Origin of the sequence: Streptomyces sp. NPDC058335, assembly GCF_042723915.1 — a bacterium.
In the GTDB taxonomy this organism is placed as follows: domain Bacteria; phylum Actinomycetota; class Actinomycetes; order Streptomycetales; family Streptomycetaceae; genus Streptomyces.
On record NZ_JBHXHX010000026.1, the window covers coordinates 1 to 21,492 of the forward strand.

15 protein-coding genes and 1 pseudogene are annotated in these 21,492 nt (G+C 74.3%); 9 read left to right on the forward strand and 7 right to left on the reverse strand.

Annotation, left to right across the window (positions count from 1 at the left end; genetic code table 11):
* Positions 1-90 precede the first annotated feature (90 nt).
* Positions 91-852 (reverse strand): GntR family transcriptional regulator, encoded by a 762-nt coding sequence (locus tag ACFWJX_RS35525; RefSeq protein WP_383250450.1) that lies wholly within the window; start codon positions 850-852, stop codon positions 91-93.
* A 245-nt stretch (positions 853-1,097) separates the two neighbouring features.
* Positions 1,098-1,979 (reverse strand): RNA polymerase sigma-70 factor, encoded by an 882-nt coding sequence (locus tag ACFWJX_RS35530; protein ID WP_383250451.1) that lies wholly within the window; start codon positions 1,977-1,979, stop codon positions 1,098-1,100.
* Positions 1,980-2,144: 165 nt separating this feature from the next.
* Between ACFWJX_RS35530 and ACFWJX_RS35535 the strand changes: the two genes are divergently transcribed.
* Complete coding sequence (locus tag ACFWJX_RS35535) at positions 2,145-2,975, forward strand: alpha/beta fold hydrolase (protein WP_383250452.1); 831 nt, start codon at positions 2,145-2,147, stop codon at positions 2,973-2,975.
* 93 nt (positions 2,976-3,068) lie between these two features.
* Here ACFWJX_RS35535 and ACFWJX_RS35540 read toward each other — a convergent pair.
* Positions 3,069-3,914: pseudogene (locus ACFWJX_RS35540) on the reverse strand (DMT family transporter); the annotation flags it as partial.
* Between ACFWJX_RS35540 and ACFWJX_RS35545 the strand changes: the two are divergent.
* The 3 genes from ACFWJX_RS35545 (at position 3,905) to ACFWJX_RS35555 (ending at position 8,902) form a co-directional block, all read left to right on the forward strand.
* Positions 3,905-5,341: a PLP-dependent aminotransferase family protein gene (locus ACFWJX_RS35545; RefSeq protein WP_383250453.1), complete on the forward strand. Its 1,437-nt coding sequence runs from the start codon at positions 3,905-3,907 to the stop codon at positions 5,339-5,341. The pseudogene ACFWJX_RS35540 and the gene ACFWJX_RS35545 sit on opposite strands and share 10 nt — an antisense overlap.
* A 370-nt stretch (positions 5,342-5,711) precedes the next feature.
* The gene (locus tag ACFWJX_RS35550; RefSeq protein WP_383250454.1) at positions 5,712-7,286 is read left to right on the forward strand and encodes an alkaline phosphatase D family protein; all 1,575 of its coding nucleotides are present in this window, start codon (positions 5,712-5,714) and stop codon (positions 7,284-7,286) included.
* A 239-nt stretch (positions 7,287-7,525) separates the two neighbouring features.
* Positions 7,526-8,902: a GNAT family N-acetyltransferase gene (locus ACFWJX_RS35555; protein ID WP_383250610.1), complete on the forward strand. Its 1,377-nt coding sequence runs from the start codon at positions 7,526-7,528 to the stop codon at positions 8,900-8,902.
* Positions 8,903-8,993: 91 nt separating this feature from the next.
* On the opposite strand, the gene ACFWJX_RS35560 is transcribed toward ACFWJX_RS35555, so the two are convergent.
* Positions 8,994-10,211, reverse strand: coding sequence for a trans-sulfuration enzyme family protein (locus ACFWJX_RS35560; protein ID WP_383250455.1), 1,218 nt, complete (start codon positions 10,209-10,211; stop codon positions 8,994-8,996).
* A gap of 60 nt (positions 10,212-10,271) precedes the next feature.
* Between ACFWJX_RS35560 and ACFWJX_RS35565 the strand changes: the two genes are divergently transcribed.
* Both ACFWJX_RS35565 and ACFWJX_RS35570 read left to right on the forward strand, forming a co-directional pair.
* Entirely contained in the window at positions 10,272-10,763 is a 492-nt protein-coding gene (locus ACFWJX_RS35565; protein ID WP_073494813.1) for an Lrp/AsnC family transcriptional regulator, read from the forward strand.
* A gap of 33 nt (positions 10,764-10,796) precedes the next feature.
* On the forward strand, positions 10,797-12,488 hold the full coding sequence (locus tag ACFWJX_RS35570; RefSeq protein WP_383250456.1) for a DUF885 domain-containing protein: 1,692 nt from the start codon (positions 10,797-10,799) through the stop codon (positions 12,486-12,488).
* Positions 12,489-12,791: 303 nt separating this feature from the next.
* On the opposite strand, the gene ACFWJX_RS35575 is transcribed toward ACFWJX_RS35570, so the two are convergent.
* A complete protein-coding gene (locus tag ACFWJX_RS35575; RefSeq protein ID WP_383250457.1) occupies positions 12,792-13,298 on the reverse strand; it encodes a rhodanese-like domain-containing protein in 507 nt (168 codons plus the stop codon).
* Between the two features lie 121 nt (positions 13,299-13,419).
* Between ACFWJX_RS35575 and ACFWJX_RS35580 the strand changes: the two genes are divergently transcribed.
* The gene (locus ACFWJX_RS35580) at positions 13,420-13,866 is read left to right on the forward strand and encodes an Lrp/AsnC family transcriptional regulator (RefSeq protein ID WP_383250458.1); all 447 of its coding nucleotides are present in this window, start codon (positions 13,420-13,422) and stop codon (positions 13,864-13,866) included.
* On the opposite strand, the gene ACFWJX_RS35585 is transcribed toward ACFWJX_RS35580, so the two are convergent.
* The gene (locus tag ACFWJX_RS35585; RefSeq protein ID WP_383250459.1) at positions 13,860-16,853 is read right to left on the reverse strand and encodes an AAA family ATPase; all 2,994 of its coding nucleotides are present in this window, start codon (positions 16,851-16,853) and stop codon (positions 13,860-13,862) included. The two genes, ACFWJX_RS35580 and ACFWJX_RS35585, sit on opposite strands and share 7 nt — an antisense overlap.
* Positions 16,854-17,070: 217 nt before the next feature.
* On the reverse strand, positions 17,071-18,234 hold the full coding sequence (locus ACFWJX_RS35590) for an exonuclease SbcCD subunit D (protein ID WP_383250460.1): 1,164 nt from the start codon (positions 18,232-18,234) through the stop codon (positions 17,071-17,073).
* 224 nt (positions 18,235-18,458) lie between these two features.
* Here ACFWJX_RS35590 and ACFWJX_RS35595 point away from each other — a divergent pair, with 224 nt between their 5' ends.
* On the forward strand, positions 18,459-18,857 hold the full coding sequence (locus ACFWJX_RS35595) for a hypothetical protein (protein WP_383250461.1): 399 nt from the start codon (positions 18,459-18,461) through the stop codon (positions 18,855-18,857).
* A 162-nt stretch (positions 18,858-19,019) separates the two neighbouring features.
* Entirely contained in the window at positions 19,020-21,401 is a 2,382-nt protein-coding gene (locus ACFWJX_RS35600; protein WP_383250462.1) for a hypothetical protein, read from the forward strand.
* Positions 21,402-21,492: the final 91 nt, after the last annotated feature.

Here is a 21,492-nt window from a genome sequence, read left to right on the forward strand (position 1 = left end):
GCCCCGGAATGCTTCCGGGGCCCACTCGCCCGTGCGGCCGGTGACCGGGTGCAGGCCGTTCAGGGAGCCTGCCGTGCGGTCGGCGGGCGGTCAGGACGCCTGGCGTTCCGGACCGTGGTGGATCTCCACGTTGCCCGAGGCACCGAAGGTCAGGCGGCAGGTGTCCGCCCGGTAGGTGGCCTGGGAGAGGGCCGCGGTGCGGCCCTGCGTGAAGAAGCGGGTGGTCACGACGAGGACGGGCGCGCCGGGCAGCCGGTCGAGTTCCCTCGCGTCGTCGGCGCGGGCCGAGCCCAGCTCCACCGCGCGGTCCTGGCCCTCCAGCTCCGGGCGCTGGAGTTCGCGCAGTACCGCACGCGCGCGTGCCGCACCGGACGGGGCGTCGATCGCGGTCAGGTCGGGCACCGACGACCGCGGGACGTAGAGCAGTTCCGCGGCGACGGGCTGACCGTGGGAGACCCGCGAGCGGCGCACGATGTGCACGGCCTCGTCGCGGTCGGTGCCCAGCGCGTCGGCGACGGCCGGCGGCGGGGCCGCGACCGTGCAGTCGACGGGCTGCCAGGCGTCCTCGGACGCGCCGGGCCAGGCCTGCTGCTCGGCGCCGACGTCGACGCCCACCCGGGGCGGCGCCACGGTCGTGCCGACGCCGCGCCGGCGCTGGAGCCGCCCCTCCAGTTCGAGCTGCTCCAGGGCCTGCCGGAGCGTGGCGCGGGCGACGCCGAAGCGCGCGGCCAGGTCCCGCTCGTTGGGCAGGATCTCGCCCACGGTGAACTCCGAGTCCAGTGCCTCGCTGAGCACGGTCCTCAGATGCCAGTACTTCGGTTCCGGTACCGATTCCAGTTGCGTGGTCCCCACCCTGTCCTCCGCAATCGCCGTGGTACGGCGGCTTTTTCGCGCCCTTGTTTATTAAAGGTTGTTGCACTTCTCTGCGACCATAGGACGGCCCCCACCCTTGGTCAAGACCAATCCTCGAACCCCGTCGGAGCAGACAGGTGTCCGATGGCGAAGGGTTCACGGGGCGTTCGTAGCTCGCCCGTTCCGGTGACATCACGGCAAAGCCCCCGTCGTGTTGCCGACGGGGGCCGTGGTGCCGTAGAGGCCTACCGCGTCAGCGCGCGCAGCTTGTCGGGGTTGCGGACGACGTAGACGGTCCGGATGCGGCCGTCGGCCACGTCGAGCTGGAGGACGCTGTCCGGTCTGCCCCCGGACAGGACGAGGACGGCGGGGCCGCCGTTGAGTTCGAGCACGCGGACGGACAGGTCGGGAACGCTCTTGCGGGTCACGCCGACGAGGAAGCGGCCCACGTGGTCGGCGCTCTCCAGCACCCGCAGCGGCGCCTTCGACCTGCCGCCGCTGTCGCCGACGAGACGCACGTCCGGTGCGAGCAGTTCCAGGAGCCCTTCCAGGTCGCCCTCCGCCGCGGCGGCGAGGAACCGTTCGGTCAGTTCGCGGCGCTGGACGGGGTCGACGTCGTAGCGGGGCCGGCGTTCGTCGACGTGCCGGCGGGCGCGGCCGGCGAGCTGGCGGACCGCGGACTCGGACCGGTCGAGGACGGCCGCGATGTCGGCGTGCGGATAGCCGAAGGCCTCGCGCAGCACGAACACCGCGCGTTCCAGCGGGGACAGCGACTCCAGCACGACGAGTACGGCGAGGGAGACGGAGTCGGCGAGTACGGCGCGTTCGGCGGTGTCCTGGACGGTGTCGCCGAAGTCGGTGACGTACGGCTCGGGCAGCCAGGGGCCGACGTAGGCCTCGTTGCGGGCCTTGATGCGGGCCAGCCGGTCCAGGGCGAGGCGGGTGACGACGCGGACCAGGTAGGCGCGGGGTTCGCGGACGTCGCCGCGGTCGGCGGCGGCCCAGCGCAGCCAGGCGTCCTGGACCACGTCCTCCGCGTCGGCGACCCGTCCGAGCATGCGGTAGGCGACGCCCAGCAGGAGCGAGCGGTGCTCTTCGAAGACGTCGGTGATGGTGTCTGCGGTCACCCCGCCATCCCATCCTCTGGCCCGGGGCCGTGTCCAGACGGCGGGCCCACCGGGGGCTACCCGTCGGTAGTAATTGCTGACAAGCTGTCCGCGCGACCGGCCGCCGGCCCGCCCCACCGCCGTCGGCCCGTACCGCGTCCGCCTGTTCAGACGAGGAGCATCCCCATGTCCGCCACCGTCTCGTTCCCGGTCCCCACCCCCGACGGACCGCGGCCCGTCACCGTCTCCTACGCGCGCGTGGGACGCGGTGAACCGTTGCTCCTGCTGCACGGCATCGGGCATCACCGGCAGGCCTGGGACCCCGTGGTGGACATCCTGGCCACCGAGCGCGACGTGATCACGGTCGACCTGCCCGGCTTCGGCGCGTCCCCGTCCCTGCCCGACGGACTGGCCTACGACCTGGCCACGACGACCGCGGTGTTCTCCGCCTTCTGCGAGGCCCTGGAGCTGGACCGCCCCCACGTCGGGGGCAACTCGCTGGGCGGTCTGCTGGCCCTGGAACTGGGCCGGGAGAAACGCGTACGGTCCGTCACCGCCCTGTCCCCGGCCGGGTTCTGGTCGGAGGCCGAGCGGCGCTATGCCTTCGGGGTGCTGCTCACGATGCGGCAGATCTCCCGGCGGATGCCGCTGCCGCTGGTCGAGCGGCTGTCCCGGTCGGCGGCCGGCCGGACCGCCCTCACCAGCACCATCTACGCCCGTCCGGCGCGCCGTTCACCCGAGGCCGTGGTCGCCGAGACGCTGGCGCTGGCCGGGGCCACCGGGTTCGACCAGACCCTGCGGTCCGGTGCGACCGTCCGGTTCACCGACGACCTCCCCGGCATGCCGGTCACGGTCGCCTGGGGCAGCCGCGACCTGTTGCTGGTACGCCGCCAGGGCGTCCGCGCCAAGCGGATCATCCCCCGCGCCCGACTGGTGCGGCTGCCCGGCTGCGGGCACTGCCCGATGAACGACGACCCCGCGCTCGTCGCCCGCGTGCTGCTCGACGGCAGCCGCTGAGACACGCCGGGGACGGCTCAACACCCCGGCGCCCAGGGCGACTCCGGCTCCGACGAGGGCGCTGCCGACGGCCTGTGCGGGACCGTAGGAGCCCGTTCCGACGAGCGGGGCCGTGCAGGCGGCGGCGACCGGGATGAGGCCGGAGAACAGCGTGGCGCGCTCCGCGCCGATCCGCTGCATGCCCATGTACCAGCACACGAAGCCGATGACGGTGACGACGACCGCCTGCCACAGCAGCGCGGCCGTCTCACCGGCGTCCGGCCGCCGCAGCCACCCGCCGCCGTCCAGGATCAGTCCCACCGCCGTGGACTCGACGGCGGCCAGCCCGCACACGGTGGCCGACAGCAGCCGCGGGCCCAGGGGCCGCAGCACGGGCACGGCCAGCACCGCGAATCCGACCTCGCCGCCCAGCGCGCACACCGAGTAGGCGAGGCCCGCGCCGTCCGTCCGGCCCCAGCCCTGCACGGTGAGCGCGCCGACGGCGACCAGCGACGCGCCGTGGAGGACCGTCCGGCGGGGGCGGCGTCCCTCCAGGAGCGGGACGAGGACCGCGACGACGACGGGCGCGCAGCCCACCAGGACGCCGGGGACGGCCGGTTCGGCGGAGCGTTCGGCGGCCAGGACGGCCAGGTTGAAGCCGACCATGCCGACGGCGGCGAGCAGGGCGAGGCGGGCCCACTGGCGCGAGGTGAGCGCGCGCAGGCGGGCCAGGGCGCCCGCGCCGGCCAGGGGCACGAGCAGCAGGCACGCGAGGCCGTAACGCAGGGCCTGCCCACCGGCGTACGGGTAGGCGCCGAGGACGCTGTTGGCGGTGAAGGACGCTCCGACGAGGACGCAGGCCAGGGCGGCGAGGAGGGAGCCGCGCGTGGTGGTGACGTTCATGACCGTGACGCTAGGAAGTGCGGCGGCCCGGTTTAAGGTCCACTTCCATGACGTCATCGGGGACCAATCCGGGCGGGGACGCCGTTTCCGCCGCGTGGGAGGTACTGCTGCCCGCCGCCTCCGCCCCGCCCCGCGCGCGTGGCCGCACCCTCCAGGCGGCCCTGCGCGAGGCGGTCCGCTCGGGGCGGCTCGCACAGGGCACCCGGCTGCCGTCGAGCCGGGACCTCGCGGCCGACCTCGGGGTGTCGCGCGGGCTGATCACCGAGGCGTACGAGCAGCTGACGGCCGAGGGCTACCTGCGCAGCGGGCGCGGCGCCGGGACCTGGGTGGGCGGGGCCGTGCGCGCCGCGCCGCCCCGCGCGCGTGACCTCGCGCCGCGCTCCCCCGGCACGCGCGCCGACTTCGTGGCGGGCACGCCGGACCTGTCACTGTTCCCGCGGGCCGCGTGGGCCGCCGCGCAGCGCGGGGTGCTGGCCGAGCTGCCCCACCACGAGCTGGGCTATCCCGACCCGCGCGGGCTGCCCCGGCTGCGCACCGCGCTGGCCGCACTGCTCGCCCGGCGGCGGGGCGTGGTCGCCGACCCGGAACGGCTCGTGGTCGTCTCCGGCGTGGCGCAGGCGACGGCCCTGCTCGGGCTCGTGCTCCACGCGCGCGGGATCGACGCCGTCGGCGTGGAGGACCCCGGCAGCCCGCAGCACAGCGCGCTGTACGCGGCGTCGGGCGTCACCGCCGTACCTCTCCCCCTCGACGAGGAAGGGCTCGCCCTCGGGCCGCTACAGGCCTCGGGCGTACGGTCCGTGGTGACGACGCCGGCGCATCAGTTCCCCACGGGCATCGCCTACTCGGCGCGGCGGCGCACCCGGCTGCTCGACTGGGCACGGTCCGTGGACGGTTTCGTGCTCGAGGACGACTACGACGGCGACTTCCGCTACGACCGTGCTCCCGTGGGCGCGTTGCAGGGCCTGGACCCGCAACGGGTGGCGTACACCGGGTCGGTCAGCAAGTCCCTCGCACCGGGGCTGCGGCTCGGCTGGCTGCTGGTGCCCGAGGCGCTGGCCGACGAGGTCGTCGAGCGCAAGCGGACCCTGGACCTGGGTCATCCGGCCCTGGACCAGGCGCTGTTCGCCCGTTTCGTGGAGCGCGGCGACTACGACCGTCAGCTGCGCCGCTGCCAGCGCGCGTACCGCGACCGGCGCGACGCCCTCGTGGCGGCGCTCGGGGAGCACTTCCCCGGCACCCGCGTGACCGGGATCGCCGCCGGACTCCACGTCATCGCGGCGCTCCCGGGCCGTTACGGCCCCGAGGCCGGGTTCGTCGAGCGGGCCTCGGCGGCGGGCGTGGCCGTCCGCACCCTGCCGGAGTACAGCCACGCGGGCAGCACTGCCGTACCCGAGGTGCGGCTGGTCCTCGGGTACGCGCATCTGTCACCGGCGCGGATCCGGGAGGGTGTGCGTCTGCTGGCGGGGGCCGAGCGGGCGGGGTGAGGGGGTGGGGGCCGCGAGGTGGCGCGTCCGGTGTTCACCCATGGCACGGCAGGATCGCAGGGCGCCGCATCCAATTGCCCACCCATGACACGGCCAGTTGTCCATCGGCGGCACGGCAGGGACGCGCAAGGCGCCGCATCCAGTTGTCCATCGGCGGCACGGCAGGGACCCGCAAGGCGCCGCATCCAATCGTTCATCCGGGGCACGGCAGGGACCCACAAGGCGCCGCATCCAATCGTTCATCCGGGGCACGGCAGGGACCCGCGAGGTGCCGTGTCCAGTTGTTCATCCGTGGTTTGCGTGTGCGCTGTGGGGTGCCAGTAGTTGTGACGGTGCACACCGGCAGGTTCCCGTTCCAGGAGGCCCACCCATGTCACCTCGTCCACTCCCCGGGCGCCGCAGCGTCCTGCGCGGCTCCCTCGCCGCGTCCGCCGCTCTGACCCTGCCCGTCGGCCTCGGCGCGGCGCCCGCGCTCGCCCTGTCGGGGCGGCCCGGCGCGGGGTGGGGCGTGCAGACCGGGGACGTGACCGCCGACTCCGGGCTGGTGTGGGTCCGCTCCGACCGGCCGGCGCGGATGATCGTCGAGACCTCGGCGACGGAGTCGTTCCGCAACCCGCGCCGCTGGCGCGGTCCGCTGCTCGGCGCCGGTACGGACTTCACCGGCACCACCCGGCTGCACGGGCTGCCGTCCGGTCAGGAGATCCACTACCGCGTGCTGCTGGCCGACCCGGAGGACCCGCGCCGTACCGGCGAGCCGGTGACCGGCACCTTCCGGACCGTGTCCCAGCGGCGGCGTGACGGCGTCCGGTTCGTCTGGTCGGGCGACCTGGCCGGGCAGGGCTGGGGCATCAACCCGGAGCTGGGCGGTTACCGGATCTACGACGCGATGGCCGCGCTGGACCCGGACTTCTTCCTGTGCAGCGGGGACAACATCTACGCCGACGGCCCGATCGGCGAGACCGTCGCGCTGCCCGACGGGCGGACCTGGCGGAACATCACCACCGAGGAGAAGGCGAAGGTCGCCGAGACGCTGGCGGAGTTCCGCGGCAACTTCCGCTACAACCTGCTGGACGAGAACCTGCGGGCCTTCAACGCCCGCGTCCCCTCCATCATCCAGTGGGACGACCACGAGGTCACCAACAACTGGTACCCCGGCGAGATCCTCACCGACGCGCGGTACACCGAGAAGAGCGTCGACGTGCTGGCCGCCCGTGCCCGGCAGGCGTTCTCGGAGTACTTCCCGATCTCGACGCTGCGCCGCCCCGACGGCCGCGTCCACCGGGTGCAGCACCACGGCCCGCTGCTCGACGTGTTCGTCCTGGACATGCGCACCTACCGGAACGCCAACTCCCCCGACGACCAGAGCGCGGACGCCCAGGGCATTCTCGGCGAGGAGCAGTTGGAGTGGCTCAAGCGCGAGCTGTCCCGCTCCCGGGCGGTGTGGAAGGTGATCGCCTCCGACATGCCGCTCGGTCTGGTCGTCCCGGACACCGGTGACGGCAAGCCGAACATCGAGGCGGTCGCCCAGGGCGACCCGGGCGCGCCGCTCGGCCGTGAACTCCAGATCGCCGAACTGCTGCGGTTCGTCAAGCACCGCCGGATCACCGGCACGGTGTGGCTGACGGCCGACGTGCACTACACCTCGGCCCAGCACTACGACCCGTCGCGGGCCGCCTTCAAGGACTTCGCCCCGTTCTGGGAGTTCGTCTCCGGGCCGCTCAACGCGGGCGCCTTCCCGGCGAACACGCTGGACGGCACCTTCGGCCCGGACCGGGTCTTCGTCAAGGCCCCCACGACGGCCAACGTCTCCCCGGCGGACGGCTACCAGTTCTTCGGCGAGGTCGACATCGACGGCGACAGCGGGGAGCTGACCGTGCGGCTGCGCGAGCAGGACGGCACCGTGCTGTTCACCAAGGCGCTCCAGCCGGGTCGGGTCGGTCAGTGATCCTCCAGGCCTGAACTCCCTTATCCTGGACGGGGCTCCGCGCACCGGCGTCATCTCCCGGTGCGCGGCGCTTTCGGCCGGGCCGGTGCCCGAGGAACGTAGAAGAATCAACAAAAAGGACATATGCATCCTTTACCCATCAGTCACAAGCCGTTCGTGATCGCGCAACACCGTTCCACCACAGTGGCGGCATGACTCGAGACATGTCTGATGTGACGCGGGCGAAGCACGGCCGCCCGGTGCACCACTGGCGGCGGGACGTCGTGGAGCTCGCCGCCCTGTTCACGGCGGTCGCGGTGGCCGACATGGTCGCCAACCTCGTCGTGCACGGCCCGGACGGCCCACGACTGCTGGCGATCTCCGCGGCCGCCCTGGTCGCCACGGCCGGATTCCACGTCTGGTGGTCACGACGCCACGGCCACGCACCGCCCACCGGTGATACCGATGCCCGGCCGCCCTCCACCGAGGCGCAGGCCGGGCCGTCCGAACTCCCCGACGACGTCGCGGAGGGGAGCACCCTGTGGCGGATGCGGACGACGGTGAAGGACGCGCCGGGATCACTGGCCGCGCTGTGCACGGCGCTGGCGGAGCACCGCGTCGACATCCTGAGCCTCCAGACGCACCCGCTGGGCGAGGAGACCGTGGACGAGTTCCTGCTGCGGGCGCCCGGTTCGCTCGCGGCGGCCGGGATCAGCCGCGCCGTGGCGCTGGCGGGCGGCTCCCGCACCTGGATCGAGCGGGCCGACGCCCACGACCTGGTCGACGCCCCGACCCGGGTCCTGGGCCTGGCCACCCGGACCGCGCTGGACGCGGCCGAACTACCGTTGGCACTGCGCCAGTTGCTGGGCCGCTGCACGATCCGCTCGCTGCCCGCCGCGGTGCGCGGCGGGGGACGCGGGCCGGACGGCGTGCCGGTCGAAGGGGTCCTGGAGGACACCGTGATGCGCCTGCGGGCGCCAGAGGGCGGAGTGATCACCGTGGAGCGGCCGTACCTGCCGTTCACCCCGACCGAGTTCGCGCGGGCGCGGGCCCTGGTGGAGCTGGACGCCCGGCTGGGCCCGCGCGTCCCGCCGGGCCAGGACGTGCTGACGCTGCCGGAGGGCAACGCCATCACCGTGCGCCGGGCCGACCCCGGTGACCTGGAGGCGGCGAAGGCCATGCACGAGCGCTGCTCGTCGCGCACCCTGGGCATGCGCTACCACGGGCCGGTCGGTGACGCCGACCGCTATCTCAACCACCTGCTGAGCCCGCGCTTCGGCCGCACCCTCGCCGTGCAGACGCCGTCGGGGCGCATCGTCGGCCTCGGCCATCTGCTGTGGGACGGCGACGAGACGGAGGTCGCGCTGCTCGTCGAGGACCAGTGGCAGCGGCGCGGCATCGGCGCCGAACTGCTCGGCAGGCTGGTCGCGATGGCCGTCGAGGCGGGCTGCGAGAGCGTGTACGCGGTGACCCAGGCCTCCAACACCGGCATGGTCGCGGCCATGCGCGGCCTGGACCTCCCCCTCGACTACCAGATCGAGGAGGGCACCCTCGTCATCACGGCCCGCCTGGACACGGCCGCGGCCGTCACCCGGCAGGCGTACGGGCGGCACGGGGAGCGGACCGTCCGCGACTGAGCGGACACCGCCTTCCGGAGGCCATCGGCCACGAAGGGCCCGGCGACGCGCATGTCGCCGGGCCCTTCCGTCCTTCACGGGCAGCCGAACGTCACCTCACGGCGACCGGAGCCCTGTTCAGCGCCCCCTCCAGATCCGCCCACAGGTCGTCGACGTCCTCCAGGCCCACCGACATCCGCAGCAGCCGGTCGCTCACCCCGGCGCCCCTGCGCTCCTCCGCGTCCACGATGCGGTGACTGATGGACGCCGGGTGCTGGATGAGGGTGTCGACGCTGCCCAGGCTCACGGCCGGGGTGATCAGGCGTACCCCGGCGATCACCTCGTGCGGGTCGCCGTGCACCTCGAAGGCGACCATCGCGCCGCCGATCCGCGGATAGTGCACGCGGGCCACGCGCGGGTCGGCGGCCAGGCGGCGGGCCAGTTCGGCGGCGGTCGCGGAGGCCGCGCGCACCCGGACCGGAAGCGTCGCCAGGCCCCTCAGCAGCAGGTAGCCGGCCAGCGGGTGCAGCACCCCACCGGTGGCGAACCGTATCTGCCGCAGCCGTCCGGCGAACTCCTCGTCGCAGGCCACCACGCCCCCCAGGACGTCACCGTGGCCGCCGAGGTACTTCGTGGCGCTGTGCAGCACCAGCCGCGCGCCCTGCTCGGCGGGGCGTTGCAGCACCGGCGTGGCGAAGGTGTTGTCGGCGAGCAGCGGCACCGAGCCGCAGGAGTGCGCGACGGCCCGCAGGTCCACCTCGGCGAGGGTCGGATTGGCGGGCGACTCGACCATCACCAGGCCCGTGTCGGGTCGCAGCGCGTCCGCGATGCCGGCCGGGTCGGTCCAGGTGACCTCCGAGCCGAGCAGCCCGGCGGTGAGCAGGTGGTCGCTGCACCCGTACAGCGGGCGGACCGCGACCACGTGCCGCAGCCCCAGGGAGGCGCGGGCCAGCAGCACCGCGCTCAGCGCGGCCATGCCGCTGGCGAACGCGACCGCGCCCCCGGTGCCCTCCAGCCGGGCCAGCGCGGTCTCGAAGCGGGCGACGGTCGGATTGCCGAGCCGGCCGTAGACCGGCGGGCCCTCCGGTTCGGCGCCGGTCGCCGCGAACGCGTCGATGCGGGCGGCCTCCGCGCGGCTGTCGTAGGACGGGTAGGTGGTGGACAGGTCGATCGGCGGGGCGTGCAGGCCCTGCCGGGCCAGGTCGTCCCGCCCGGCGTGCACGGCCTCGGTGGCCAGTGCGCGGGGCGCTCCGGACGTGCGTACGCCGTCGTACGCGTGCGTGCCCGCGGGGTCCGGGAACGCCTGTGTGCTCGCTGAGGCTGAGTCCATGGACGGCAGGGTGAACAACGGGCGGGCTCAGCGGGGCGGAGGCCGTGCTACGTTCGGCCGATGGCCGAATCCGTCGTACTCGACCCGGTGGACCTCCAACTGCTGCGGCTGCTCCAGAACGACGCCCGGACGACGTACCGGGACCTCGCCGCGCAGGTCGGGCTCGCGCCGTCGACCTGCCTGGACCGGGTGACGCGGCTGCGCCGCTCCGGCGTGATCCTCGGCAACCGGCTGCGGCTCGATCCGGCCAAGCTGGGGCGTGGGCTGCAGGCGTTGCTGTCCGTGCAGGTGAGACCGCACCGGCGGGAACTGGTGGGACCGTTCGTGGAGCGCATCCGGGGACTGCCGGAGGCACTGACGGTCTTCCACCTCACCGGGCCCGACGACTACCTCGTCCACGTCGCCGTCGCCGACATGACCGACCTCCAGCGGCTGGTCCTCGACGAGTTCACGGCGCACCGGGAGGTGGCCCGGGTGGAGACGCGGCTCATCTTCCAGCAGTGGGACTGCGGCCCGCTGCTGCCGCCGACGGCTTCGGGCCAAACGCCGTGACGTGCGGCACCGCCTCGTACGAGGATGGTGCCCATGTCACAGACCAAGAACCCGCTGCCCCGTGCGGTCGCCGACGCCTACGTCGACGACCTCATCGCCCTCGACCCGGTGACCGGTACCTTCCTCGGTGTGCGGGAGAGTTCGAGCCGTCTGCCCGACTTCTCGCCGGCGGGCCAGGAGGCGCGCGCACAGCTCGCACGCGACACCCTCGCCAAGCTCGACGAGGCGGAACGCGCGCCCGGCGCGGACAGTGACATCGAACGCCGGTGCGCGCGCCTGCTGCGCGAGCGCCTCACCGCCCAACTCGCCGTCCACGACGCCGACGAGGGCCTGCGCGAGATCAGCAACCTGTCCTCGCCGGCCCATCATGTGCGCGAGGTGTTCACCGTGACGCCGACGGAGACCGAAGCGGACTGGGCGGCGGTCGCCGAGCGGCTGCGCGCGGTGCCGGCGGCGCTGGCGGGCTACCGGGAGTCCCTGGCGCTCGGTCTGGAACGCAAGCTGTACGGGCCTCCCCGCCCGGCCGTCACCTTCGTCGGCCAGCTCGCCGAGTGGACGGACACCGACGGCTCGGGCCGCGGCTGGTTCGAGGACTTCGTCTCCGCCGGCCCCGAGTCGCTGCGCGCCGAACTGGACGCGGCGGCCCGGACCGCGAACGCCGCCCTCGCCGAGCTGCGGGACTGGATGCGGGACGTCTACGTGCCGGCCGTGGACGGAGCCCCGGACACCGTCGGACGGGAGCGCTACGCCCGCTGGTCGCGCTACTACAACGGCACCGACCTCGACCTCGACGAGGCGTACGCCTACGGCTGGGCCGAGTACCACCGGATCCTCGCCGAGATGCGGCAGGAGGCGGAGAAGGTCCTGCCGGGCGCCGCGACGCCGTGGGTGGCGCTCGCGCATCTCGACGAGCACGGCAAGCACATCGAGGGCGTCGACGCGGTCCGCGACTGGCTCCAGGGGCTGATGGACCAGGCGATCGACGCGCTGGACGGCACCCACTTCGAACTCGCCGGACCGGTACGCGAGGTCGAGTCGTGCGTCGCGCCGCCCGGCGGCGCGGCGGCCCCCTACTACACGCCCCCGTCGGAGGACTTCTCCCGCCCCGGCCGCACCTGGCTGCCGACGATGGGCCTGACCCGCTTCCCGGTCTACGACCTCGTCTCCACCTGGTACCACGAGGGCGTGCCCGGCCACCACCTCCAGCTCGCCCAGTGGACCTATGTGGCCAAGGACCTCTCCCGCTACCAGGCCACCCTGGGCGGGGTCAGTGCCAACGTCGAGGGCTGGGCGCTGTACGCGGAACGCCTGATGGACGAGCTGGGCTTCCTCACGGACGCCGAGCAGCGGCTCGGCTATCTGGACGCGCAGATGCTGCGTGCCGTGCGCGTCATCATCGACATCGGCATGCACGCGGAGCTGGCGATCCCGGCCGACTCCCCGTACCGTCCGGGCGAGCGCTGGACGCCGGAGCTGGCCGAGGAATTCTTCAACGCGCACAGCAGCCGCCCCGGGGACTACGTGGCGAGCGAGCTGACCCGCTATCTGAGCATCCCCGGCCAGGCGATCGGCTACAAGCTCGGCGAACGCGCCTGGCTGCTCGGCCGGGAGCGGGCCCGCGAGCGCCACGGCGACGCCTTCGACCTCAAGGCGTGGCACATGGCGGCCCTTTCCCAGGGGTCACTGGGCCTGGACGACCTGGTGGACGAACTGGCACAGCTCTGACGCGCGGGCCGCGGAGTGCCGTTGCGCTCCCGGCGGCGCGCTGGTGGCCCGGGGGCGCGGTCGGGCCTGGTAGGGCTGGGCGGCTGGGTCCCGTGCGGCTCCCCGGCTGGGTCCCGTGCGGCTCCGCGGTTGACCCTCGTGCGGCTCCGCGGTTTGGCCTACGCGGCAGGTGCTGGACATGGTGGCCTCGATCGCGGGGTATCGGGGGCCGGACTGGTGGCTCGGCGGGGATCGGCGTAGGCCTTGCTCGCCCCGCCACTCCTTCCCGTCCCGAACCTGGGGCCGAGACACCGCGCTGGCTGTTCAGCAACCGCATTCCGCTGTTTCCGCCGGTGAGGTGAGCGGGTCGGCGTCGCGCCGCTCGGGGCCCTGCCAGGTGTCGAACGCGAAGCCCTCGCGCGCCCAGTACTCGAACCCGCCGAGCATCTCCTTGACCTGGTAGCCGAGTTCGGCGAGCGCGAGGGCGGCACGGGTGGCGCCGTTGCAGCCGGGGCCCCAGCAGTACGTCACCACCGGCACGTCCTTGTCGAGGAGCTGGCCGGCCTGCTCGGCGATGAGCGCGGTGGGCAGGTGGACGGCGCCGGGGATGTGGCCCTGGTCCCAGGACTCGGTGGAGCGGGAGTCCAGCACGACGAAGCCCGGGTCGCCGCCGGCCTCCAGCGCGGCGGCCACGTCGGAGACGTCGGCGTGGAAGACGAGCGAGGCCCGGAAGTAGGCGGCGGCGTCGGCCGGGGCGGCGGGGGCGACCCGCAGGACACGGTCGGCGGCGGGCGTGGTGCCGGTCGGGGCGGCGGAGCTGGCGGCGGTCATCCGAGGGCCTCTCTGTGCGGTGGCGATCACCAGAAATCTACGGCCGCGGAGGATCGCGCTGAAGGGACGTTCCCCGGCATGGATCTTGCCGGGCCGGGGATTCCCCTGGTATTCCTCGGGGATGACCGTGTATTCCCCGGACGCCACCGACTGGCGCATTCTCGAGGTTCTCCAGCGTGAGGGCCGGGCCAGTTTCGCCGACCTGGCGCGGGCCGTGTCGATGTCCGCGAGCGCGGTCACCGAGCGGGTGCGGCGGCTGGAGGAGGCGGGCGTCATCCAGGGGTACTCGGCGGTCGTGGACCCGGAGCGGCTGGGCCTGTCGATCCTGGCGTTCGTGCGACTGCGCTACCCCAACGGCAACTACAAGCCCTTCCACGACCTGGTGGCCGTCACGCCCGAGATCCTGGAGGCGCACCACGTCACGGGCGACGACTGCTTCGTCATCAAGGTCGCCGCCCGCTCCATGCGTCATCTGGAGGAGCTGACGGGCAGGATCGGCGCCCTGGGGTCGGTGACGACCAGCGTCGTCTACTCCTCCCCCCTGACCCGGCGCCCGCTGGGTCACTGACCGCGCTGCCGCACCACCGACCCGGACCGTCCCTTCACGATCTCCAGCTGGGCATGGATGCGCCGCCGCAGATCGGCGACATGGCTGACGATGCCCACGCTGCGGTCGCGTTCGCGCAGGGAGTCGAGGACGTCGAGGACCTCGTCCAGCGTCTGGTCGTCGAGGCTGCCGAACCCCTCGTCGATGAAGAGGGTGTCCAGCCGGACCCCGCCGGCCTCGTCGGTGACGACGTCCGCGAGGCCGAGCGCGAGGGCGAGGGAGGCGAAGAAGGTCTCGCCGCCGGACAGCGTGGCCGTGTCCCGTTCGCGTCCGGTCCAGGCGTCGACCACGTGCAGCCCGAGCCCGCTGCGGCCGCGGCCGGCCCGGTCGTCGGAGTGCACGAGGGTGTACCGCCCGGACGACATGGCCTGCAGGCGGACGGTCGCGGCGGCGGCCACCTGTTCCAGGCGGGCGGCCAGTACGTACGCCTCCAGACGCATCTTGCGCTCGTTGTCCGCCGAGGTGCCCGCGGTGAGGCCGGCCATGCGGGCCACTCGGTCGTACTCCTCACGCAACGGCGCGAGCCGCCGTACGGCGTCTGCCGCGCGCGCGGAGAGACGGTCCAGTTCGGCGCAGCGGCGGGCGGCCTCGTCCTGGGCGGAGGCGGCCCGGCGCAGCCGTTCGGCGGCCCGGTCGGCCTCCTGTTCGGCCGCGGCGAGGTCGACGGCGGGCCGCTGGGCGGCGGCCACGGTGTCGGGCTCGGCGAGGACGGCCCGTACGGCGGCCTCCTCGGACTGCCAGGCGTCCAGGCGGCGTTGCAGCTCGCGGTGGGCGGCCCCGTCGAGGAGGGCGTCGGCGGCGGCCTGTGGGGTCTCGAAGCCGGCCCGGAAGGCGGCCTCGTCGAGGCGTCCGTCGGCGGCCTTGAGGCGGCCTGCGCTCTCTTCGGCGGCGCGGGCGGCGTCGGCCGCGTCGGTGAGCCGGGCGGCCTGCCGCTCCAGCTGCTCGGCGCGCGCGGACACGCTCCGGGCGCTGCCCCGGGCCTCGGCCAACTCCTCCTCGAGGGCGGCTCGTTCGCGCTCCAGCCGCTCGCGGTGGCCCACCCGGGAGGCGGCTCTGACGGCGGCCTCCCGCTGGGCGGTGGTGCGGCGCTCGTGCTCCTGCTCGGCGCGGCGAAGCTCCTCGCGCGCGGGGTGCAGCGCGGAAGCATCCCGGCGGGCCAGGCCGTAGGTGCTCTCCAACTCCTCGGTCTCGGCGGCGAGTCGGTCGGTGGGGATGTCGCCGGCCTCGGCACGGGCGGCGGCTAGGTCCTCCCGGACACGTCCGAGGTCGCGCTCGGCGTCGGCGCGGTCCTGCTCCGCGCGATGTGACGCGGCGAGTGCCTGTTCCTCTGCCTCGCGGTCGACGTGGCCGGCGACCTTGCGGGCGGGGGCGGGGTGGTCGGTGCCGCCGCAGACCGCGCAGGGCTCGCCGTCGCGCAGGGTGGCGGCCAGCTCGGCGGCGATGCCGTTGAGCCGCTGCTCCTTGAGGTCGAGCCAGTGGGTGCGCGCCGCCAGTGCCCGCTCACCGGCGGCGAGGGCCCGCCGCTGGGCGTCCTCGGCGTCGTGGACGAGCTGGTCGCGCAGCCGGGCCGCGGTCAGCCGGCGCCGGGCGGGCTCGCGTTGCACGGCGAGCTGTTCGGCGCGGGTCGCGGCCTCCTGCGCGGACTCGACCCGCTCCTGGAGCGCGGCACGGGTCGCGTCCCAGTCGGCGAGCCAGCCCTCGGTCTCCGCGAGTACGTCCTCGTCGGCGCGCTCCTGCCGGTCCAGGTCCGTGCGCTCGGCGAGCAGTCCGGCCAGCCGTCGCTCACCTCGGCGGGCCGACTCCAGCCCGCCCAGCTCCTCCGCGGCCCGTCGGGCGGCGGTGGCGAGCCCGCCCGCGCCTGCGTCGGCGAACCCCTCCGGCAGCAGCGCACGCGCGCGTGCCTCGGCGGCGGCCGCGCTGCGGTGCTCGGCGTCGGCGGCCTCCCGCAGCTCCAGGGCCGGCGCCACCGCCTCCGCCTTGCGCGCCCGCTCCATCCGCGCCTGCGCCTCCCGGTGCGCCCCGGCCCGCTCCTCCAGCAGCCGGGCCCGCTCCCGCGCCTCGGCGAACCGCCCCTGCAACCGGTCGAGTTCGCGTACGTCGGCCAGCGCGCGGTCGGCGGCGGCCTGGGCGGACTCGGCGGCCAGGCGGCCGCACTCGGCGATCGTGAGCTGCTCACGGGCGGTGCCGCGGGCCACGGCGGCGGCGGCCAGCACGGCCTCGGCCAGGCCCGGTTCGCCCGGTGCCAGCTCGGGGAGTTCCATGGCGTCACCGGCGGCCTGCTGCATGCGGTGCGCGTCGGCCAGGAGTGCCGTGTCGCCCTCACGCACGCGCGCCTCGGCCGTACGCCGGCGCTCGGCGAGCCGCTTCTCGACCTCGGCGAAGCGCTGGGTGTCGAAGAGGCGGCCGAGCAGCCGGCCGCGTGCCTCGGCGTCGGCGCGCAGGAACCGCGCGAAGTCGCCCTGGGGCAGCAGCACCACCTGGCAGAACTGCTCACGGCTCATGCCGAGCAGCTGGGTGATCTCCTCGCCGATCTCCTGGTGGGAGCGGCTGAGGTCCTTCCAGGCCCCGGCGACGGTGTCGTACTCGCGCAGCCAGCTCTGGGCCTTCTCGACGGTGGTTCCGGGACGGCCGCGCTTCTTGGGGCGCTCCCAGGGAGGCTGCCGGGTGACCTCCAACCGCCTTCCCGCGACGGTGAGTTCGAGAGTGACCTCGGTACGGGCGCCGGGTGGGGCGTGGTCGCTGCGCAGGGTCAGACCCTGCGCGCTCTGCCGGGCGCCCGGGACGGAGCCGTACAGCGCGTAGCACACGGCGTCCAGGATGGAGGTCTTGCCCGCGCCCGTCGGCCCGTGCAGCAGGAAGAGCCCGGCGGCGGACAGCTCGTCGAAGTCGACGCTCTGGCTGCCGCCGAAGGGCCCGAAGGCGGTGAGATCGAGCCGGTGCAGCCTCATCGAGCGTCCCCCCGGTGGTCGTCGGTGCGAGGTCCCGGAGCCGGGAGCGGGTCGTGGGCAGGCTCCCCCGAGACGGGGAGCGGGTCGTGGGCGGACGCCCCCGCGGCCGGGAGCGCGTCGGGAGCAGACGCCCCCGGGACCGGGAGCACGTCGAGGGCGCGCGAACCCGCGGCCGGAAGGCCCGCATCCGGCACCACCCCGACGGCCGCCCCTCGCCTCACCGCGACACCTCCCGCACACCGCCATCCGCGCGCACCGCCTCGAACGCAGCCCGCAGCACACCCTGCTCGCGCGCGTCGGGGCCCGCGCCGCGCACGTGGGCCACGAAGTCCTCGGCGATCTCCTGGTCGCTGCGGCCCGCGAGGCGGCGGGCGTAGGACACGTCCGGGTCGTCCGGGGTGCGCTCGGGGGCGAAGACGAGGCTGAGGGTGTGCGGGAAGCGTTCGGTGAGCCGGGCCATCGGGTCGGCCGGGCGCACGGCGTCGGTGAGGGTCGCCTCCACCCACGCCTCCTCGTACCGGTCGAGCCCCGGCTCGGCGAGCAGGTCCTCCAGGGTGCCGCGCAGCCGGGCCAGCTCGCGGGGGACGGGGCAGTCGATCCGCTCGGCGGTGATGCCTCCGTCGGTGTCGAGGTCGACGAGCCACATGGTCTTGCGGTGGTCGGCCTCGGAGAAGGAGTACGGCAGCGGCGAGCCGGAGTAGCGCACGCGCTCGGTGAGGGTCTGGCAGCCGTGCAGGTGCCCGAGCGCCACGTAGTCGACGCCGTCGAAGACGCCGGCGGGTACCGAGGCGACCCCGCCGACGGTGATGTCCCGCTCGCTCTCGCTGGGCCGGCCGCCGGTCACGAAGGCGTGCGCGAGGACGACCGAGCGGGTTCCCCGCGGGCGCTCCGCGAGGTCGGCGCGGACCCTGTCCATGGCGGCGGCGAGCACGGCCTCGTGCCCGGCCTTCTCCACGCCGAACTCGTCCTTCACCAGGGCGGGTTCGAGATAGGGCAGCCCGTAGAAGGCGACGTCGCCGAAGTCGTCTGGCAGGATCACCGGGGTGCCGGCCGCGGTCGGGTCGGTCCGCAGATGGACGCCCGCGCGGCCGATCAGTCCGGCACCCACGCCGAGCCGCCGCGCGGAGTCGTGGTTCCCGGAGATCATCACCGTGGGCACGCCCAGGTCGGCCAGGCGGTGCAGGGCGTCGTCGAACAGCTCGACGGCGGCGAGCGGCGGCACCGCCCGGTCGTACACGTCCCCCGACACGACCACCGCGTCGACCTCGCGCTCGCGCACGGTGGTGACGAGGTGGCCGATGAATCCGGCCTGGGCACCGAGCATGTTCACGCGGTGGAACGCCCGGCCGAGATGCCAGTCGGAAGTGTGCAGGAGCCTCATGATCCCCGAGGGTAACGGGAGGGTCCGACAGCACGAGCGGTTACTCCCGTAAGTCCGGTTCCAGCCACCCTTTTTGTCCGATAAAGCGCTCTTTCTTTCATCATTTCAGGCCAGTCGAGCGAGCGGTTCGGCGACTTTCGGTCAATGTGAGAGGAACCACTCCGCACTGCGCGCCCGCCCCCTAAATTTGCTCACCGGCTTTGGTGGGAACACGGGGGAACGGCATGGATCCGGTGACGGCCGTCGCGGCGGCAGGGGTGGCGCTCGTGGTGAAAGGCGCGCTCGAGACGGCGGGGCAGGAGGCCGGCCGGTCCGGCTGGAACGGCGGAGCGCGTCTCGTGGAGCGGATCCGCGCGCGCTTCCGTGGCAACGCCGAGGCGGAGGGCGCCCTGGACCGGGTGACCACCGCCCCCGACGACGAGAGCGCACAGCAGGACCTGGAGCGGCAGCTCGCCGCCCAGATGCTGCTCGACGCGGGCTTCGAGACCGAGATCCGGCGCATGGTCGACGAGGCCGTCGCGGCACAGGGCCGGTCCGGCGCGCAGATCAGCGCCGCGCTCATCAAGAACGCCCAGGTGTTCAACGGCAAGGTCGAGGTCCAAGGGGACTGGACGACGTCGTAACGCCCCACCCGTCGAAGGGCGCGAGAGCCGCGCCGCGCGGGCCGGATCGTGGCCCGCCGGTGCTGCCGGGTGTCGCGCGCGGACCGTGCGCGACGGGAACAGCGCGCGTGGACGAGCGGCGCACGGATCCACCCCGCAGCACCGAGGACCTGAGAGCAGATCATGAGTGAGGACACCTCCACCGAGGGCCCCCGCGCCGGGGGCCGGACCGCGGAGCGCTCCGACGGACCGCCGCGGGACGCTGCGGGGCCCGGTCGGGACTCCGCCAAGGACGCCAGGGACGCCAAAGACACAGTGCCGTCCGGCGCGAAGGACACGACGGGCGAGGACAAGGACGGCAGGGCGGCCGTCGACGAGCCACGCACCCCCGTCGACGAACGGGACGGCCCGGTCAGCGAGAAGGACGCCCTGCGCTCCCTCATCGAGGGCGGCGGTCACGAGGACCCCGAGCGGTCCGAGGCGCTGCGGGCGGGTGCGATCGCCGACGAGATCGCCCGCCGGCTCAACGCCGACGCCTCCGGCACCCGGATCGGCACCCTGGCCCTGTTCAACGAGACGGTCAGCTTCGGCGGCGGCTTCCACACGGGCGGCACGCGGCGCGCCGAGCCGGGGCCGGGCGGGGCGTCCGTGGTCGCCCTGGACCCGACCGAACTCGCCGACCACACCGAGCTGTTCGTGCAACCCGACGGGTACGAGGAGGCCGTGGACGCCCTGCGCGAGCGACGGCTTCTGGTCCTGACCGGCCCGCCCGGCAGCGGGCGGGAGGCCACCGCCGTGAACCTGCTCGGCGAGGCACTGGCCATCGACGGGAGCGGTGCCGGCGGCTGCCACCGGCTGCTGATGCCGTCGGCGGTGCTGGAGCCCGGCTGGGCGCCGCCCGTGAAGCATTCCGGCTATCTCGCGGTGCTCGACGACGGCCCGGCCGCCGTGGAGAGGCTCACCTCCGCGTTCGGCGGCGGGGGTGCCCGGAGCATCGCCCAGTGGACCGCCGTCGTCGCCGCCCTGCGCGACTCCGACAGCCTGCTGGTGCTCACCGGCGGGCACGACCTTGAGGTGCTCGCCGCCGGGCCGGGCGGCGAGCACCTCGCCCACCATCCGCTCACCCCCGTCGATCCGGTGGCCGTCGTCGAGCGGCGCGTCCTCGGCCACGGCGGCAGCCCGGACGCCCACGCCGACCTGCACGCGCTCCTGGAACGTACCGGCGCCGCCGTGGCCCTGCGCGAACAGCCCGCGGTCCGCAACGCCGCCCGCCTCGCCTCCGTCATCGGCGCGGACGGCGACATGGCGGCCGAGGTGGCCCGGCTGCGCGATCCCAGCGAGCAGGTACGCGCGTGGTTCAACCGGTTCCGCGAACCCGAGGCGGTCGCGTTCGCCCTCGCCGCTGCCGTCCTGGAGGACAGCGGTTACCTCACCGTCGCGGACGCCGCCGTGAAGCTGCGCGCCGCACTGGCGCAGCCCGAACTCGCCCCGCCGGACCTCCGGTTCGGTGACCGGCTCGGCCACGAACAGCAGTGGATCGAGCTGTACCTGCCCGACGGCGCGGGCCTCGCCGCCGGTCCGCCCCGGGTGCGCTTCCGCAACGGGTTACTGGGTCAGACCATCCTCGGCTACGCGTGGAACGCCCTCGACGGACGCCGCGAGGCCGTACTGGACTGGCTGCGCCGCCTGCTGAGCCACCCCGACCTGGAGGTGCGCGCCCGCGCCGCGGTCGCCGCGGGTGTCCTGGCCCTCGCCGACCCCCAGTACGCCGTGCACCGCTTCCTCACGGGCTGGGCGGGCAGCACCTCCTGGCCCCTGCGGCAGGCCGCCGCCACCGCGCTGGGCGTCGCGGGCAGCCGCCCGGAGACGGCCGACGCCGTGTGGGGCCTGCTGCACGACTGGGCGCGTGGCGGATCCTCCGCCCAGCAGCGGCGGCTCGCGGGTACCGCGGCCAACACCGTGGGCGGCCTGCTCGGCCGGACCGCACCCTTGCGGGCCGTGGCCGTGCTGCACGACGCACTGGACCGCGGCGACGACTGGGGCACCCTGCCCGCGGTGGCCTGGGGCGGCGTCCACCTCGTCGAACAGGGACAGGCAGCGCCCCTGCTCGACGCCTACCTGGCGTGGTCCGAGCCGCAGGACCTGTCCCCGCTGGTCGTCAAGACGCTGTCCGCCTTCGTGTTCGCGGTGTCGCGCCCCTACGAACCGCCGGTCACCGGCCCCACGGCGCCCGCGTCCGGCGGCGCGCGCGTCCCGGACGTACCCGTGCTGCTGAGCGAACTGCCGCGGCACCACGAACGGCTCGCGGAGCTGTGGGCGCGGGCCTTCGCGCGCCGGCCCGTGCAGGACACCGCCCTCGAAGCCCTCCACGAGTGGATCGACGAGTACGCCGACCGCTGCCCCGGCGCGCTCGACGCCATCGCCCACCTGCTGGCCTCCGTCGCCCGTCGGCCCGGACGCCACCGCGAGCGGCTGGAGTGGTGGCTGGACAAGTGGGCCCGCGACCGGGACCACCCCTCGAAGAACGCCGCCCGCCTGCTGCGCGCCCTCGACCACGGCCGGTGAGCGCCCGGCCGGCGGCGACCCGCCGACGCCCTCCACGAACAGCGCGACGAACAGCGACAGAGAAACAAAGAAACAAAGAAATACAGAAACA